This is a genomic window from Rapidithrix thailandica, from assembly GCF_039710355.1.
In the GTDB taxonomy this organism is placed as follows: Bacteria; Bacteroidota; Bacteroidia; order Cytophagales; family Flammeovirgaceae; genus Rapidithrix; species Rapidithrix thailandica.
On record NZ_JBDKWZ010000015.1, the window covers coordinates 143708 to 161458 of the forward strand.

Annotated in this window: 13 protein-coding genes; 7 read left to right on the plus strand and 6 right to left on the minus strand. The window is 42.3% G+C overall.

The annotated features are described in order from the left end of the window. Window positions 1-64: 64 nt before the first annotated feature. Complete coding sequence (locus AAG747_RS22245; protein WP_346823441.1) at window positions 65-1705, plus strand: S41 family peptidase; 1641 nt, start codon at window positions 65-67, stop codon at window positions 1703-1705. Window positions 1706-1996: 291 nt separating this feature from the next. Here the strand turns inward: AAG747_RS22245 and lepB are convergent, their stop codons facing one another. From lepB to AAG747_RS22270, 5 genes are all read right to left on the minus strand, one after another. Continuing rightward, the gene (gene lepB / locus AAG747_RS22250; RefSeq protein WP_346823442.1) at window positions 1997-3097 is read right to left on the minus strand and encodes a signal peptidase I; all 1101 of its coding nucleotides are present in this window, start codon (window positions 3095-3097) and stop codon (window positions 1997-1999) included. A gap of 174 nt (window positions 3098-3271) precedes the next feature. After that, a complete protein-coding gene (gene dapB, locus AAG747_RS22255) occupies window positions 3272-3994 on the minus strand; it encodes a 4-hydroxy-tetrahydrodipicolinate reductase (RefSeq protein WP_346823443.1) in 723 nt (240 codons plus the stop codon). Between the two features lie 18 nt (window positions 3995-4012). Beyond that, the gene (locus AAG747_RS22260; protein ID WP_346823444.1) at window positions 4013-4642 is read right to left on the minus strand and encodes a DUF5683 domain-containing protein; all 630 of its coding nucleotides are present in this window, start codon (window positions 4640-4642) and stop codon (window positions 4013-4015) included. Between the two features lie 6 nt (window positions 4643-4648). After that, the gene (locus AAG747_RS22265; RefSeq protein ID WP_346823445.1) at window positions 4649-5554 is read right to left on the minus strand and encodes a ParB/RepB/Spo0J family partition protein; all 906 of its coding nucleotides are present in this window, start codon (window positions 5552-5554) and stop codon (window positions 4649-4651) included. Between the two features lie 106 nt (window positions 5555-5660). Further along, the gene (locus AAG747_RS22270) at window positions 5661-6434 is read right to left on the minus strand and encodes a ParA family protein (protein ID WP_346823446.1); all 774 of its coding nucleotides are present in this window, start codon (window positions 6432-6434) and stop codon (window positions 5661-5663) included. 463 nt (window positions 6435-6897) lie between these two features. On the opposite strand from AAG747_RS22270, the gene prmC reads away from it, so the two are divergent. The 4 genes from prmC to AAG747_RS22290 all read left to right on the plus strand — a co-directional run bounded on the left by prmC (window position 6898) and on the right by AAG747_RS22290 (window position 13940). Further along, window positions 6898-7773, plus strand: coding sequence for a peptide chain release factor N(5)-glutamine methyltransferase (gene prmC / locus AAG747_RS22275; protein ID WP_346823447.1), 876 nt, complete (start codon window positions 6898-6900; stop codon window positions 7771-7773). A 281-nt stretch (window positions 7774-8054) separates the two neighbouring features. After that, window positions 8055-11375, plus strand: coding sequence for a S8 family serine peptidase (locus AAG747_RS22280; protein WP_346823448.1), 3321 nt, complete (start codon window positions 8055-8057; stop codon window positions 11373-11375). A 231-nt stretch (window positions 11376-11606) separates the two neighbouring features. Next, window positions 11607-12587 carry a GNAT family N-acetyltransferase gene (locus AAG747_RS22285; RefSeq protein ID WP_346823449.1) on the plus strand — a complete coding sequence of 327 codons (981 nt, stop codon included), beginning with the start codon at window positions 11607-11609 and terminating at the stop codon, window positions 12585-12587. A gap of 78 nt (window positions 12588-12665) precedes the next feature. Continuing rightward, window positions 12666-13940 (plus strand): M16 family metallopeptidase, encoded by a 1275-nt coding sequence (locus AAG747_RS22290; protein ID WP_346823450.1) that lies wholly within the window; start codon window positions 12666-12668, stop codon window positions 13938-13940. A gap of 38 nt (window positions 13941-13978) precedes the next feature. Here the strand turns inward: AAG747_RS22290 and AAG747_RS22295 are convergent, their stop codons facing one another. Further along, window positions 13979-15262: a glycosyltransferase family 2 protein gene (locus tag AAG747_RS22295; RefSeq protein ID WP_346823452.1), complete on the minus strand. Its 1284-nt coding sequence runs from the start codon at window positions 15260-15262 to the stop codon at window positions 13979-13981. 198 nt (window positions 15263-15460) lie between these two features. On the opposite strand from AAG747_RS22295, the gene AAG747_RS22300 reads away from it, so the two are divergent. Continuing rightward, a complete protein-coding gene (locus tag AAG747_RS22300; RefSeq protein ID WP_346823453.1) occupies window positions 15461-16048 on the plus strand; it encodes a MiaE family protein in 588 nt (195 codons plus the stop codon). A gap of 367 nt (window positions 16049-16415) precedes the next feature. Continuing rightward, entirely contained in the window at window positions 16416-17672 is a 1257-nt protein-coding gene (locus tag AAG747_RS22305; protein WP_346823454.1) for a sensor histidine kinase, read from the plus strand. Window positions 17673-17751 lie beyond the last annotated feature (79 nt).

Here is a 17751-nt window from a genome sequence, read left to right on the forward strand (position 1 = left end):
TCTAAGGAACTTGCCTTACATTAGATTGTAGGTATCCTGGAATAATGATCAATACAAATAGTCAATGAAAGAAGAAAAAGAAATTACCAATTCCAAGTTTCAAATTCGTTTGCCCCTATTACTTTCTCTGACCCTTTCCATAGGAATTCTGATCGGATCGGAGTTTTTTGGCAACCGGGCTCCGTCCACCAAAAAGGTCAATGTCAGTGTGAGGAAGTTTGGTGATATTCTCAATTATATTCAAGAGTACTATGTAGATACCGTGGATATCAATGAGCTTACCGAGTACGCCATAAAGCAAATGTTTACCAAACTGGACCCGCACACTGTCTATATTCCCAAAGAGGATACGGAACTGGTAAATTCCCAGTTGCGAGGTGATTTTGAAGGGGTTGGGATCGAATTTAATGTTTTCCGGGATACCGTCACGGTGATGTCGGTGATAGAAGGAGGGCCTTCTGCCAAAGCCGGGTTGAAGTCCGGTGACCGGATACTCATGGTGGATGAGGATACCATTGCCGGTGTTGGGATTACCAATGACAAAATAGTTCACTTGTTGCGAGGTGAAAAGGGTAGTAAAGTGCTCTTGATGGTGATGAGAAAAGGGGAAGAAGCTCCTATGAAGTTTACTGTTTCCCGGGGAACCATCCCCACACAAACGGTAGATGTTAGCTATATGGTAAATCCCGAAATCGGTTACATTAAAATTTCCCGCTTTGGCATCAAAACCTATGATGAATTCAAAGTGGCTTTAGACCGCTTGAAGAGAGAAGGCATGCAAAAGTTGATTCTGGACTTGCGCGACAATGGCGGTGGCTACTTGGACAAAGCCGTACAAATAGCCGATGAATTTTTGCAAGGAGATGAGTTGATTGTGTATACCGATGGGAAAAATGATCAGTTTGACGCGCGTGAAAACGGCAAGCGGAAAGGAGATTTTGAAAGTGGGGATCTAATTGTTTTAATTAATGAAAGCAGCGCTTCGGCATCAGAGGTGCTTTCCGGGGCTTTACAAGACAATGACCGGGCATTGATCGTGGGAAGGCGTTCTTTCGGAAAGGGTTTGGTGCAGAGGCAAATCGGTTTGATTGACAATTCTCAATTGCGTTTGACCATCTCCAGGTATTATACTCCCAGCGGGCGCAGCATTCAAAAACCGTACGAAGTGGAGCAGAGCTATCAGTCGGATTTAAGCAACCGGTATCAACATGGAGAATATTTCCATGTGGATAGCATTAAATTTTCGGATTCCTTAAAATACGAAACGACCAATGGCCGGGCCGTATATGGCGGAGGGGGCATTATGCCGGATTATTTTGTGCCCTTGGACACTTCCTTTTACACGCCCTTTCTGGGGGCGATTAATCAGTTGGACTTGATCCGAAGTTTTGCCTTGGATTTTGCCAATGAGCGGTTTGAGCAGTTGGAAAAAATGGGGATTAAGAAATTTGCTGCCGATTATAAACTGGAAAAAGAGTTGCTTCGACAGTTTTTAACTCTTGTCCGGAACAATGAGGTTTCCTTTGATGAAGCACAATATGCCATTTCGGAAAATTTTATTTCTAATCGTTTGAAAGCCTTTGTTGCACGGACGGTCTGGGGAGATGCCGGTTTTTATCAGATCTTTCAAGAACATGATGAAATCTTCAGACAAGCGTTGACCCTAATTAAAGACGATCAGGCCTTTTTAAGTTTGAAGAAATAAGCTTGATAGAAATGTTTTTCCCAAAGTGAGCCCCACAATGTAGAGAATGCCTTTGCATGCCGAATGGCTCTTATAAGAGTTGAGTCCGTAGGACCAAAAAAGGAGTTGCGTTAAATTAACACAACTCCTTTTTTGGTAACAATGAAGTGGTTTACACATATAGTTTTTGACCGAAGATGGAATCAAAACCAATTTATCAAGGCACTAAAACTATTGTTGGAAAAAGTAATACAGAGGAGGCGTTTTTGAAACATTTCAAAAAAAAGTTTACTTCACCTCAATTATTAAAGACTATCTAATCACATTAAACAGACGGTCCCAACGTACTCTGCTGAAAATATCAGCCAAGCCGCCATTCGGGTCAATCGACCACCATATTAGCAAGCCTTTACCCAGGATATGATCTTCAGGCACAAATCCCCAGATCCTTGAGTCTTGAGAGTTATGCCGGTTATCTCCCATCATAAAGTAGTAGTTTTGCTTAAAGGTATATTCGCTTACCTGATTGCCATCTATAAACAGTTTACCGTCTTTAATTTCCGCATTTTTATTTCCTTCGTATTCCAGGATAGCGGTTTTATAAAGGATCAGATTTTCCTCATTAATGCTGATTTGGTCACCCTCTTTCGGAATGTACAAAGGACCGAAGTTATCCAAAGACCAATCGAACCTTTTGGACTGAGGGAATATGTTGGAGCTTTCACTGCTTTTGGGATATTCAATAGGCTCAACTTTCTTGACAAAATTCAACCCCTGTAATGTTTCCACATTTTTGGGAGTGGTTTGTACCACTAAACCATTGCCATAGTTATCATAGTCCGTTATGTCGTATTTATGCAAAACCCGGTCGCTGATGCCATTGTCTGCGGTCACAAAATAGCTGCTTTGCATATGCTCGGGAGCTGCCTGTGCCTGACCGTTGATAAACACCTGTTGGTTTTTGATTTCCAGTGTATCTCCACCGATGCCAATACAACGTTTGATATAGTTAGTTTTCAGGTCGGTAGGATGCCCGCTTTCCGCCGGGTAATTGAATACGACCACATCATTATTTTCCACTGAGCTAAAGCCCGGTAGTCTGAACTGAGGAAGCTCTATCCAGTCCAGGTAAGAAGGGATGTCCGTTCCCCAAATTTTTTGATGGGTTAAAGGTACCTGCAAGGGGGTTTTGGGCGTCCTTGGTCCATAATGGATTTTGCTGACAAACAGAAAGTCACCAACCAAAAGGGATTTTTCCATGGAGGGAGTCGGAATGGTAAATGCTTCGATGAATAACCACCGGATAATGGTTGCCGCTATGACGGCAAACACTATGGCATCGGCCCACTCCCGAACGACACTTTTTTTGGGTTTATCTTTATTATCAGACTTAGGATTACTAAGTATACTCATGGGTGATTTTATTTAAAGTCAATATAATTTTTGTCAATGGATATCCGCCTGAACAGATGATTAGTTGACCCTGTATCGCGTACTTTCAGAGAACTTTCCTTCTCTAAGCGTGATCCCTTCAGGCTACTTTCACTCAAGGTTGCGGCCGGTTTGCACCTCCATGACATCCTGAGGTTAAAACTTCAGGATGTCATTCATCCCGAATGCACCTTGTTTATCTTTTAACCATTCGGCTGCCACTACAGCGCCTAAAGCAAAGCCTTGCCGGGAGTGTGCCGTATGTTTGATTTCGATGCTATCGATCTCGCTTTCGTAGGTTACGGTATGTGTGCCAGGTACATTTTCAATGCGTTTGGCTTCGATGGCAAATTGCTCTTGAGCGGCTTCTTGTTCCCCTTTTAATACCCAACCATTTTTTCTTTGTATCTCCTGGATAATGCCCTCGGCCAGGGTAATGGCCGTGCCACTGGGTGCATCTTTCTTTTGGATATGATGGATCTCTTCCATACTTACGGAGTATTCCGGGTAGTGGTTGATCATTTTGGCCAGGTACTCATTCAATTTAAAGAAGAGATTCACGCCCAGGCTATAATTTGAAGCATAGAAAAACGCACTTTTGTGTTTGTCACAAAGCGCTTCGATTTCCGCTTTACGGTCCAACCAGCCGGTAGTGCCGCTTACCACAGGAATATTATGTTCCACGCAAAATTTTATATTTTCAAATGCCGCTTCCGGAGATGTAAATTCAATGGCTACATCAATTGACTGATTTTTGATACTTTGCTCAGTTAAAGGGTTTTCTACATCAATGACCACCGGCACCTGATGTCCGCGGTCTTTGGCAATCCCCTCGATGGTTTTTCCCATCTTCCCGTATCCGATTAAAAGTATGTTCATGATAGTTAATTTATTATTTTAAAAAGTCAAAACTAAAGAAATAGAAGGAATATTCCGGTCAACGGTAGAAGTAAATGACGGGACAATCTTGGCAGAGAGGTCATCAGAGACATCAAAGGATTTGAAATGTGCATCGATGGCTGCATCCACTATATTGATTCCCCAAAATACAGTGACCAGAATGATACTGTAATCGCGGTTTCTGCGAAAGATATCCCTGCGTTGCCGCAATTGCTCCACATTAAAACGGGCCAGCCTGGGGTCCATTAAGTCCGTCCGGTTTTCGCTTAAGTAAGCTAAATTATTTCTGGAAATAATGAATTCGTCATGGTTGAATTTAATGATAGAGGCAAAAATAGCAAACCCACCGTAAATGATGGGGATTTTCCAGTATTGCTTGTTCCGGGCTTGCCCTGCGCCCGGCAAGATAGCCGACAGAAGCGCTACCTTAGTAGGTTCTTTTACAAATGGCTTGTTCTCTACTTCAATGGCTACTTTGCTGCTGTCTTGAACAAGGGTAGCCTGTTGGTCGGTATCTCTGAGTATTACCGTTTCTTTTTTTTGCGCTGAGGCAAAATGCACTGAGCCGGCCATGAAAATACATAATAGCGCTTTCCAGGCCCAAGGTAAGATCGTTGGTGGTTTCACAACAAATTATTCATTTTTGATGATGTCCAATATCCTGTTTAGTTCACTTACGGAGTGAAACGGGATTTTGATTTCTCCTTTTTCTTTTCCCAAGGTGTTTACTTTAATTTTTGTGCCGAAATGTGTAGACAAGTCGGCCTGTAAACGGGTAATTTCATGGGTGGGGATATTGGAATCGACCGTTTTGGGGGTTGGTTCTTGTTTATTTGAGAGCTGTTTGACCAGCTTTTCCACTTCCCTCACGGAAAGCTTTTCGTTGACAATACGCTGATAGATATACAGTTGCTGTTCGATATTTTCCAGATTAACGAGCGGGCGTGCATGCCCCATGTCAATCTTCTTTTCTTGTAAGCCTTTTTGAATTTCAGGAGGGAGTTTCAACAAACGCATATAGTTGTTGACCGTGGTCCGGTTTTTCCCTACCCGTTTGCCCAGTTCTTCTTGTTTCAGGTTACATTCGGTTACCAAGCGTTGATAACTTAAGGCGATTTCAATGGAATTGAGGTCTTCCCGCTGAATGTTTTCGATAAGCGCCATTTCCAGCATTTGCTGGTCATTTGCGGTACGAATATAAGCAGGGAGCGTCTCTAAGTTGGCGATGCGGGCAGCCTGTAAGCGGCGTTCCCCGGAAATGAGTTGGTAACGCCCTGTTTCCAATTGGCGCACCGTGATGGGTTGAATCACTCCTTGTGTACTGATGGAATCGGCCAGCTCTTGCAGGGATTCCCGATCAAATTCTTTTCGGGGTTGAAAGGGGTTTACTTCAATTACCGATAATGCTATTTCCGATATGGACCCCAAGGAGGGGGAATCATTGGTCTCTTCACGATTGTTGGAACTGGGTGAGTCTGAAAGTAATGCACTCAATCCTTTTCCTAATGCCTGTCTCTTCTTTAAAATCTTCTTTGCCATCTTAAAAAATTACCAAATGGAAACACTCCTGTAGTATGTTTTTTTTCCTTTTGTGATCAATGAATAAAGCATAAAATATGCTCTGAAACCGGAATATACGTATTTTTTATTTATGCATCTGATTATTGTCGATAATTTCCTGAGCCAAGTTTAAATAACTGACCGCCCCTTTGCTTTCGGCATCATGGGCGATGACCGGAATCCCAAAGCTAGGCGCTTCGCTCAAACGAATGTTGCGTGGAATAATGGTTTTGAATACAATCTCTTTAAAGTGTGTATTGACTTCTTCCACCACTTGGTTGGACAAGCGCAATCGCACATCGTACATGGTCAGCAAAATTCCTTCGATAACCAATTGGGGATTTAATCGCGATTGGATGATTTTGATAGTGCTTAACAATTTTCCCAAGCCTTCCATTGCATAGTATTCGCATTGTACGGGTACTAATACCGAATCTGCCGCAGTCAAAGCATTCACTGTAATCAGTCCCAAGGAAGGAGAGCAGTCGATGATGATAAAGTCATAGGCATCCCGGAGGTTATTTAAAGCCTTTTTCATCCGTATTTCCCGCTCTTCTATATCGATCATTTCCACTTCGGCACCTACCAAATCGATATGAGAGGGAATGACGTCCAGATAATCGTATTGTGTTTGTACGATGACTTCCTTGGGATCAATGTCCTCAATCATGGTATGGTAAATACTATAGCGCTTTTCCTTGGAGTCAAGGCCTAATCCGGAAGTTGAATTTGCTTGTGGATCCGCATCTACCACCAAGCAATTGTATTCAAGCGCTGCAAAACTTGCTGCCAGGTTGATTGCCGAAGTAGTTTTACCAACGCCTCCTTTTTGATTAGCAATTGCTATGATTTTACTCATTATCTTATTTGGTGTAATTTCGAAATTCTTTTCTTTGTTTATTTTTGAGCCACTTGACAAAAGTGATTCCCTGCTCAAATACCAGGTGCTTGATTGGCTATCTGCAAAAAATGGATTTTCATCTGTGTGCTTAATTTACAGAGGGCTTTGCTTAGGTAGAGCGAATAAAGCCACATTTTTTCAGTATAACTGCACAAATATAGTTTTTTATTGATAAAATAATAAACCCAAAGCCAGTCCTTCCGGGCGAACCGGAGCTTATCGGATTTCAAATATTAGCAGGTGCCGGAGCGGATTCGGAGAAATCCCTTTCTATCTGCATGTAAATTTTGCAGAAATGGCGTTTTTTGTCCGTTATCTGTATAGAATGATTTTGTTTGTGATCGTATATATACAATGATTGAAGGGGGACAGGTCTTAAAAAACTCTCCTGGACCCTGTTGAATACAATAATGTTAAACTTGTGAACAACCTGGATTTTACTTCAAATACCTCCGCCAAAACTTTGTGGTTAGCGATTAAGGCGAAGCTAACAGAGATTTATTCCGAGCCGGAAGCCGGGGCAATGGCTTTTTGGGTGATGGAATATATATATCGGCTTCCGAAAACTTCTGTGTTGGCGGATGTAACCGTACAGCCACAAACAGCGCGTTTGAGCACCGTCATGCAGCGTCTGTTAGCTGCCGAGCCGATACAATATATCACAGGGGTTTCCGATTTTTACGGCTTGGAATTTTTTGTGAATCAGCATGTGTTGATTCCCCGCCCGGAAACAGAGTTTCTTGTGGATCAAATTGTCACCGAGTTTAAAAATAAAGGATCAATTACGCTTTTGGATGTGGGTACAGGTAGTGGCTGTATTGCCGTTAGCTTGGCTAAAAACCTGCCTCAAGCCAAAGTTCTTGCCGTGGATATATCCAGCGGAGCATTGGACGTAGCCCAGCGGAATGCAGCACGGCATGAGGTGAAGGTACAATTTACTCCCATGGATATCTTAAGGGCTACCTTGGAGCCATTTCCGGAGTTGGATGTCATTGTCAGTAATCCTCCCTATATCCGTGATTCTGAAAAATCCCTCATGCACAAAAATGTCTTGGGTTTTGAACCGGACACAGCGCTGTTTGTGCCGGATACGGAGCCTCTGTTATTCTATGAGCGGATTGCTTCCCTGGCCATGCTTTCTTTAAAGAAATCCGGAAAACTATTTTTTGAAATCAATGAAGCTTTTGGTCAGGAGATGCGTGAGCTTTTGGAAAAGACCGGGTTTCATTCCGTAGAAATCCTCAAAGACTTACAAGGAAAAGACCGGATAGCGATGGCGGTAAAACGGGAAAATTGAATTCCTCCGTGTGTATGAAATAAAAAAGCTACTTTTTAAATGATATTATATACATCTTCATACTTTTTTAGAAGTTGCTTGATCTAAGAATTTATTGGTATTATTTATAGAATGTATTATGGAAGTAGTAGTTAGAGAACATAACATAGTACCTTATACATATTTGGGTTTTGTCAATACCATCAAATCCTACCTGGTGCTTCCCCAAGCAAAAAAACTTCTTATTCACTTATAAGTTCACCCTATATACAATGAATAGAATAATACAAACTGCTTCAGCCATGAAAACTTTTAGTCATATCATCATTTGTTTTTGCTTCTTGATATCGCACTTTACGGTAGATGCGCAAGTAACAAGGCAACAGGGGATAGTCAGTGGAAAAGTGGTGGTGAAACTAAAGACCAAAAGAGAAGGGGGGAAAGGATTACGTGCACTTTCAATACAAGACATAGTGGTTGAAGAAACGTTTCAAAAACTGGGTGTCTCTCATCAAGAGCCCGTATGGAAACAACCCAATAGAAAGAAATCAAATTATCCGGCTCAACGGAATACAATTAAACCAAATAATCCTTTAGAATCTATTTACCAACTTACCCTGGAAAACGGGGTGAAAACGGAAGAGGTACTGAATGAATTGAACCAACTGGATTGGGTGGAATATGCCGAGCCTCTTTACCTGTACGAATTGTTGCATACCCCGGATGATCCGGTATCCTTTGAGCGTTGGGAGCTTTCTATCACCAAAGCTTTAGAAGCCTGGGACATAAGTAAAGGAGATACCAGTGTGCTCATTGGGGTGGTGGATACAGGGGTGGATACAGACCACCCGGACTTGATTAATCAATGGCAGTATAATTATGCGGAAAAGTATGGAATAGAAGGTGTAGATGACGATGGTAATGGCTATGTAGATGATACCCTGGGGTTTGATTTTGGAGATTGGGATACGGATGTGAGTGATCAACATGGACATGGCACCCGAGTAGCAGGAGTGGCTTCGGCCGAAACAGACAACGGGATCGGTGTCAGTGGGATAGGGTATCATTCTCGTATATTGCCGGTAAAAGCAATGGCATCCGGCAATTTTTTTCGCAATACCATTCAAGCCATCATTTATGCGGCTTTACAAGGTTGTGATGTCATTAACTTGTCTTGGGGACGTGTGGGGAATCCTTCTTTGTATGAAGAGGATGTGATTAATTTTATTACGGAAAATTACGATGTAGTGTTTGTGGGGGCTGCGGGCAATAAGCATGCCCATCTGGATTATTACCCGGCCTCTTATGAGAATGTTTTATCCGTAACGCATTCTACCAGTGAAGATAAAATTTCCGGCTGGTCTACCTATGGGTATAAGGTTGATTTGATGGCTCCGGGGTTTTATGTGGCTTCTACCAATAATGGCGGAACCTATAAGAATAACCTTGTGGGTTCCTCGTATGCTTCACCGCATGCTGCCGGTGCGGCAGCTCTGGTCCGGGCCTATTACCCCGGTTTGAAAGCGAATCAGGTACATGAATTATTGCGGGTTACTTCGGATGATATTTATGGAATTCACGATGAAAAATACGCCAATGTATTAGGCAAAGGAAGATTGAACATTTACCGGGCTTTAACCGAAAAAGGACAATGGCCGGCTGTAAGGCTAAGAAATATCAATTACTCGGGTAAAAGCGGTAAACAACCCATTCCTAAAGACACGATTGAAATTACCAGTGACTTTATTAACTATCTGGAGCCGGTATCGGCTTCCGCCAAAGTGACCTTAAGCAGCCTTACCGAAGGAGTGGAAGTGCTTGACGGGGAGTTTGCTATTGCGAATCTGGAGACTTTTCAAACACTTTCAAACCATGATTCACCTTTCCGCATCGCCCTGCCTTTGGACTTGTCAAGTATGGATAAGATTGTCTTGAAATTTGATATTCAGGACGGAGCTTATCAGGACTTTCAAATCTTTACGATCAATGTGAATCCCGGGTATTTTCTTGTCAAGTTCAACCGTTTGGCATTGGGGATTGATAGTGATGGAAGGCTGGGGCGTACGGGTACGTATTTCGTGCCAAGAGGCGGAGGGATGTTTTACGATACTACTATTGTGAATAATAACTTAGGGTTGCCTGTACTGGAAGAGATGGGCTTGATTTTAACCAGTGGTCCCGGTGTGGTGTCAGATGCGGTATATAAAGCAACGGATGAACAAAACAGTGATTTTACCGTACTCAGAGAGCCTATTTTGCATAGTTATGATAACACTTTTGAAACGTACTTAAGCGAGTACGAAGATTACTCTTCCAACGACAATCCGGTAGGGGTGAGGATCGCCCAAAAAGTGACCGGTTGGAAAAACACAGGGCATTTGCAGTATGTCATGGTGGAATATGATATTACCAATGTCAACAGCCATACCATTGATACAATGTATGCAGGGCTTTTTTCCAGTTGGATTCTGGCTGATTCTGCCAATCACGTCCGGTATGATTCCGCCTTGCAAATGGGGTATCTTTACAGCGATAGCCTGAATTGGCGTATCGGGATACAAATGATTAATGAAGATGTTTCTTTTGCTGCTTTTGACTGGGGAGAGGTAGACGAACGGTCTAAGCTTGATTTGTCGGATGGATTTTCGGATCAGGAAAAATATTATGCTCTATCCAATGGCATTTTGCAAGATACTTCGGTTTTAGAAAAAAAGGTAGGGCAAATTATCGGAGCTCCCTTGTACAATATTAAACCGGGAGAATCCCGGACACTGGCCTTAACCATTGCCATTGATACGAACTCTTTGCATGCTTTGAAAGATGTGGTGCAAAGCTCTAAAATGCAGGCTTATTTGCGGTATACCAGCCATGACCCGGAGCTTGTGGAAAAAACATATTGCTCCGGGGAAACTATTGAAATCAGTCCTCAAAACGGGGATTTATTCCGGTATTATTATAAAGAAGAGGATGCCAAACCTTTTTTTATCGGAGAGACACTGATACAACAACCGGAAGAATTGAAAGATGTCTATTACATCGCTAATTATTCGGAACCTTTGGAGAGTGATCGGTTTGCCTACCCGGTCAACCTTTATGACGAGGTGCATGCAGAGTATTCGGCTCCCGATACCTTGTATTTTATTGACGGTACCGGAGCCCCTGTCTTGTTTACCGACAAAAGCTCAAATGCTGTGAAGTGGCATTGGGACTTTGGAGATAGCACTATTTCCTCCCAACAACATCCCGAACATACCTATCAACAGACCGGGGAATATGAGGTAATATTGACTACGACTGATGCCAAGGGTTGTCAGGGTGAATATTCCAAAAATATTTTGGTGATTGATGAAGCGGTATTGGGAATTGATGAAGTTCTATCCAAAAGCTTGAAAATTTATCCGAACCCAACGGGCAATACGGCATTTTTAGAATGGGGGGAAACAAACGTTGATATCCGCCAAATCCGGTTACTTACCATAGAGGGCAAGGAGTTGTCCCGGGTTGAGGACATAGCAACCGGTAATGGAGTTGAACTGGCTCTGAAAGGATATAATACCTCCTTGATTTTGGTGCAGGTCCTAACGGATTCCGGTGTAGCTATACGCAAAGTAATTGTGCAGTAATTATTGGGACACTTCAAAAGAAAAAGGATTTATTTTAATGAAATAGTTTAACATGTAGTAGAAGGCGAGCCTCCTGTCCTGTGTAGGATGGGGGGCTTTTTGTATTTGTATGAAAAATACTAAATAAATTATACTCTCAGCGAAACCTTCGCCTGTGTCCGGGTTTATGTAGGGAAGTCTTTATTTTTGTTTGTACCAATAAAACAATTTTGCATTAACGTCTTGTTTGGCATGTCAAAAGAGTCTTTAGTAGAGATTGTCCGCTATCAACCCAGCCATCAAAAGGCCTGGGATGAGTTTGTACGAAATGAGGCAAACAATGCCCCCTTCTTTTTTCAAAGAGCCTATTTGGCTTACCACCAACATCGTTTTGTGGAACATTCCTTATTGGTTTATCAAAATAACAAAATCATTGTCCTGCTTCCTGCAACGGAAGACGGGCAACAATTGAACAGTCATGGAGGATTACCGTTTGGGGGTTTGGTATATCACCGGCAAATTTCTTTTGAACAATTATTGGCTACTTTTCAGAAAGTGTTGGAATATTTGACTGCCCAAGGGTTTACCAAATTGGTATACAAACAAGTGCCAGCGTATTTTCATATTTTTCCGGGGGAATGGGAAGATTATTTACTCTATGTATTGAAAGCCGAAAGTCACAGTTCGGAATTAAATATGTTGGTACACTTGAAGGAGGCTGATAGGAAAGTAGAAAGCCGGAGGAAACGGGGAGGAAAGAAGGCTGTGAAAAGAGGTCTTTCTTTTCAGGAAAGTAATGACTGGAAAGGCTTCTGGCAAGTATTAGAGCAGAATCTTCAACAACGCTTTGGTGTTAACCCTGTACACACATTGGCCGAAATAAAGACCTTGAAAGAGCGGTTTCCTGAAAATATCCGTTTGTACACTGTTGTGTCAGAAAGTGCGGTTTGTGCGGGAACAGTCGTCTTTTTGCACCCGGGCCTGGTTCATGCTCAATACATTGCTACAAGTCCTCAAGGCAGAGCATCAGGCGCGAATGATCTGCTATTTGATGCATTGATGAAACGGTATTCGCAAAAAAAGTACTTCAGTTTGGGCGTGAGTAACACCCGTGAAGGGGTACAACTCAACCAAGGGCTCTTGACATGGAAGGCCAGTTGGGGAGCCAGGCCCGTACTGCATCATCGTTTTGAAATTCCGACAGTACATTCTTTTTTATTGGATGAAATCTGAAAAAGAGAAGTGGAGATTTTGTCAAGGCATATGGTTTATTAGCCCCCTGATGCTACCTTTGCTTCTTTCAAAGTTGTTATGAAGAGAAGGAAAATCCATAAGTCACAAGCCAGTGAAACGGTTGATTACTATTTACACACTTTTCCCAATGGCATACGTTTGGTCCACAAACAAGTAGAAGGGACACAAATAGCCCATTGTGGCTTTGTATTGGATATAGGAAGCCGGGATGAAAAGGCCGATCAACAGGGAATGGCTCATTTTTGGGAGCATATGGCCTTTAAAGGTACCGAAAAACGGAAAGCATTTCACATCCTGAACCGGCTTGATTCGGTTGGCGGGGAGTTGAATGCTTATACCACTAAAGAAAAAATATGTTTTTATGCATCGGTCTTAGACTTGCATTTTGATAAAGCGGTAGAATTGCTGACAGATATTACGTTTCACTCTACATTTCCTGAAAAGGAAATTCAAAAAGAGAAAGGGGTGATTCTGGAAGAAATGTCTATGTACAAAGATGACCCGGCGGATGCCATTGCGGATGAATTTGATGAGGTGATTTTTGGAGATCATCAACTGGGAAGAAATATTTTAGGAACCCGTGAAAGTGTATCGGGTTTTCAACAAGCTGACTTTTTGCGTTTTATCCGCGAAAACCTGTCTACGGAACGTCTGGTGTTTACTTCGGTAAGTGCCTTGCCAATGAAGGAGGTGATTAAGAAAGTAGGAAAATATCTTTCCGCTTTGCCTGTCATAGCCTCTGAACGGGTCCGTTTGCCGTTTGAAATTTACCAACCCAAACAAGAAAAAATCCTTAAACCGATTTCTCAGGGGCATTGTGTCATTGGTACCACTGCCTATTCGATTTATGATGAAAAACGCTTGCCATTCTTTTTCTTAACCAATGTATTGGGAGGACCGGGTATGAATTCCCGTTTGAACCTGGGAATCCGGGAAAAGTATGGTTTTGTGTATGATATCAATGCCAGTTATAATACGTTTTCGGATTGCGGGCTTTTCTCTATCTATTTCGGCTCGGAAAAAAATACATTGAACCGTTGTATCGGTTTGGTCGGAAAGGAAATGAAGCGTTTGCGAGAACGCAAACTGGGCGTCATGCAGCTACACCAAGCCAAACAACAATTGATGGGGCAGTTGGCCATTGCCGAAGAAAGCAATATCAATATGATGTTGGTGATCGGAAAGAGCATTCTCGACTTGGAAAAAGTGGAAAGTATTCAAAGTATTTTTCAAAAAATAGAAGCCATCACGGCAGAGCTTCTTTTGGATATTGCCAATGAAATATTTGCAGAAGAAAAATTGAGTATGTTGCAATACCTTCCGGAAGAATAGGAATGCAACCGGCACAGGCCAAAAATTTAAACAGGCTCTCAATGGGCAGCCCGGTCCAATTCACGATATACATTGAGTAATTCCACTGGGTTCAAATCCATTGCTTCCGGGTATTTCTTAAGCAGTAAATTCCGTGCGGCATCTTCTACAGGAAGATTGGGGTAGTACCGGTCACGGGCATGATGTACGAATTTGAGCACCTTGAACCCATCTAACCACTGGAAAAACTTCTTCCGAAATCCCGACAGCGTTTTGGAATGTTTGTTCATCTCTTCCAAAGCTTCCTCAAAGGTATTTTCTTGTAAAAATGAATGCACAGATTGCGGCAAATGTGCAAGCTGCTGTTGCCAGGAGCTTGCATTGAGCTGATAACATCGCTCTACGGAGAGCAGCAGTTGTTTCAGGTCTTCAAATATTTCAAAGCGGTACGTTTGGGCAATTTTAGAAGCCCCGTTTAACCAATCTCCCTGTGCCTTTCCCGTGCCGAAGGGTACTCTGTCAGATACCCTTCCGGAGGGGAAAACGCATGCGCGGTTTACTTTGCCCGCTTTTCCGTGTGGGGCGAGTTTATGTAAAAAGTAAAAATCTTCCCCTGCCTTTTTGCGGTTCATTCCCCCTTGTTTTCCATACAAAGAGGCCCGGGCGGCCATGCTGGAACCTATCGTGTGAAAATCAAAAGGGTATTGGGCATAGCTCAAGCCTTGTATATAGTAGCGCAAAAAAAGCTCGTAGTATATAATTCCTTCTTTGAGGTTTTCTTGTTGAATGGAATCAAGATCGTGTTCGAAGTGAATGACTCCCAGGTCGTTTTTACTTTGTTGAACAAACACTTTTTCTAACTCACGTAAGTAGTTTTTACTGACGGTACAGTCGGCATCCAAGCACACAATCATCCCGTCATATCCCAAGAGGTTAAACCGCCAAAGCGCCTCGTCCATCCCGATTTTGCGGGCAAGGCCTACTCCTGCGTGTTTTTTAGGTAAATCTTTCGCATAAATTTCCTGAAAACTTAGGTGCTTCAAGGAATGTGCTTTTTTCCATTCTTGAACGAGTTGCAACGTTTCTTCATGTAATTTTACCACTTGCTCATCGGCATTTTGTCCGTGGTTGATCACCGAGATTACTTCCGTATGGCAAGAAGTGGGGGCGCATTGTGTTAAAGAAACTAAGGTAGATAAAAGCGCAGGTTCCGCATGGCTGGGAATTACAAGAATCATCCGGGTGTCGGGTTGGGGAGGAGCTGTTAATACCACTTTTTGAAAGGCATAACGTTGAAAGTAGAGCTGGGTAATGGTATTGAGTTGAGAAGCCTTGATCATCATCAGATTTTAAATATACTTAACTTTTCAGGTGAACGATTTACTGCAAGTATACAAAAGAAACCGTAGCATTGGCGAAAGCCCCGTACGGATCAGGTAGTTTCCCTCCCATTAAACTACCTTTCATTTTCTTGGAACTGTTGATAATCCTTTATTTTTGGAACCAGATGGACAGAAGAGAATTTTTAAAAGCTATAAATAATGAAATATTCTATTGAGCTGGCTTGCGATTCGAGTCAAGAATGGTTGGATGCCGTCATGGCTGATTTTGATGCTTTTTTACAGGATCATGCTGATTGTGAGCGGAAAGCTTCGGCAATGGCGATGAGTTTGGTCGCCAAATATCCGGATAGAACCGATATTATCCCCGAATTAATTGAAACAGGTATAGAAGAACTGGAACATTTCCGGGATGTTTTCGCTATTATGAAAGAACGTGGCGTGCCTTTGTCGAAGGAAATAGGCAAAGACCCGTATGTGCAGCCTTTGATGGCTTTGACACATGGGGGAACGCCCGGCACCCGGTTTCGCGACCGTTTGTTGATCGCTTCCGTGATTGAATGCCGTGGCTGTGAGCGCTTTCGTTTGGTGAGTGAGGCCCTGGAAGACCCGGAGCTTAGTCGATTTTACAAATTGCTATGGACTTCGGAAGCGAAACACGGGAATATTTTTGTAAAAATGGCCTTAAATTACTTTGATGAAAAAGATGTATACCAACGCCTGGAAGTGTTGATGCAAGAAGAAGCTAAGATTCTTCAAGGGCTAAAAATCCGCTCGGCTTTGCATTAATCAAAGCCCTTGTATTCCCGTCCAACCTTTCCCATGACAAATTATTGGAAAGGTTGGCAGGCTTAAAGCATGTTTGAAATTCGTTGCGGGAGCCACCCCTTTGGTGGTGAAAATCCTTAGTTTAGGATTCTCAAAATGCTGCGCTGAGGTATCTGAAATGGAAGTTTTTGACCAGAAAGGTGGAATTTAAACATGCTATGAAAGCTTCCTTCTGACAGAGGTTTTTCCCGGTTTATGAAGTCAGTGTTTTGGGAAGTCAGTCAAAACCTTTCTTTTTTGTTAAAAATCAGTTAATTATGGAGTGAAGGCGCTGTTAATTTGTTGTTAAATTGAGATTTCACAGTTTCGGGCTTATTATTTTTGGATTATGAAAAATAAAAAAACCATAGGAATCATCGTAGGCTTGTCGGCATTTGCCCTGATTGGCTTGGTGGTGATTCAATTGCGTTGGATCAAACAGGCTACCGAGTTGAAGGAAGCGGATTTTGACCATCGTGTAAATATGGCTTTGATTTATGTAGTTCATAAACTATCGGATGAAGAACGCATTTGTAAGCATTTGAAGCAGTCCATTAATTCCAATACGATTATCGCAAGAAAGATCCGGCTGGAAGACTTTGAAAGCAAGGCCAAAGTGGACACTTTAATAAGCAAGGCATTCCGCTATCACAATATAGATATCCCCTATAAATACACGATTATTAAGCATAATAATGACCAAAGTGATGACTCGGAGGTTTTTAAAGCTTCTTATAAAAAGAGTCTCGAACAGGCGGTGAAACATAGCGATGTAGAATTGATCGTACAATTTCCAAACAAACAAAAGTTTGTGCTTTCGCAAATGAGCTTGATGTTAGTCGGTTCTGTGGTGTTTATCCTGTTGATTACGGCTTGCTTTGCCGTAACTATCACCACTATTTTCCGCCAAAAGAAACTGGCAGAAATGACGACCGATTTCATCAACAATATGACCCATGAGCTGAAGACACCAATTGCTACCATCTCCTTGGCGAGTAATATGCTGCGAAAGGATAAAGTAACCCAGGACCCTTGCAAAATCAAACGCTACTCCGATGTCATTCACGATGAGAATTATAAATTAAAAGAGCAGGTAGAGCGGATTTTGGATTATGCCCGATTGGAAAGGGGAGAGTTTAACCTGCGAAAAGAGCAGATAGATATACATAAATTGATCAAAGATTCGATCAATGTCATAGAACTTCAGGTAGCTGAGCGTAAAGGTCAGATACAAACCCAACTGGATGCGACCCAACATACTTTACAAGTGGATGAGGTGCACTTTACCAATATTATTTCCAATTTGTTGGACAATGCCAATAAATATTCCCCTGAAGCTCCGCAAATAACGGTGAGCACCCGGAATGAAGACGAGGGGCTTGTGATTGCGGTAGAAGACAAAGGAATAGGAATGAATAAAAGTAAACAAAAGCAAATTTTTAATAAATTTTACCGGGTGCCTACCGGCAACTTACACGATGTGAAAGGCTTTGGGCTGGGGTTGTCCTATGTGAAAATGATGGTGGAGGCCCATGGGGGAGAAGTAAGGTTAAAAAGTGAACCCAATTGCGGAAGCAAGTTTGAAGTATTTATACCAGCGGTTTAAAAGTAACAGGAAATATACGTTGTATTTTTTATGATGGCAATGCTTTGAAGGCCTTGGTTATTCATACTGTATTCCGGAT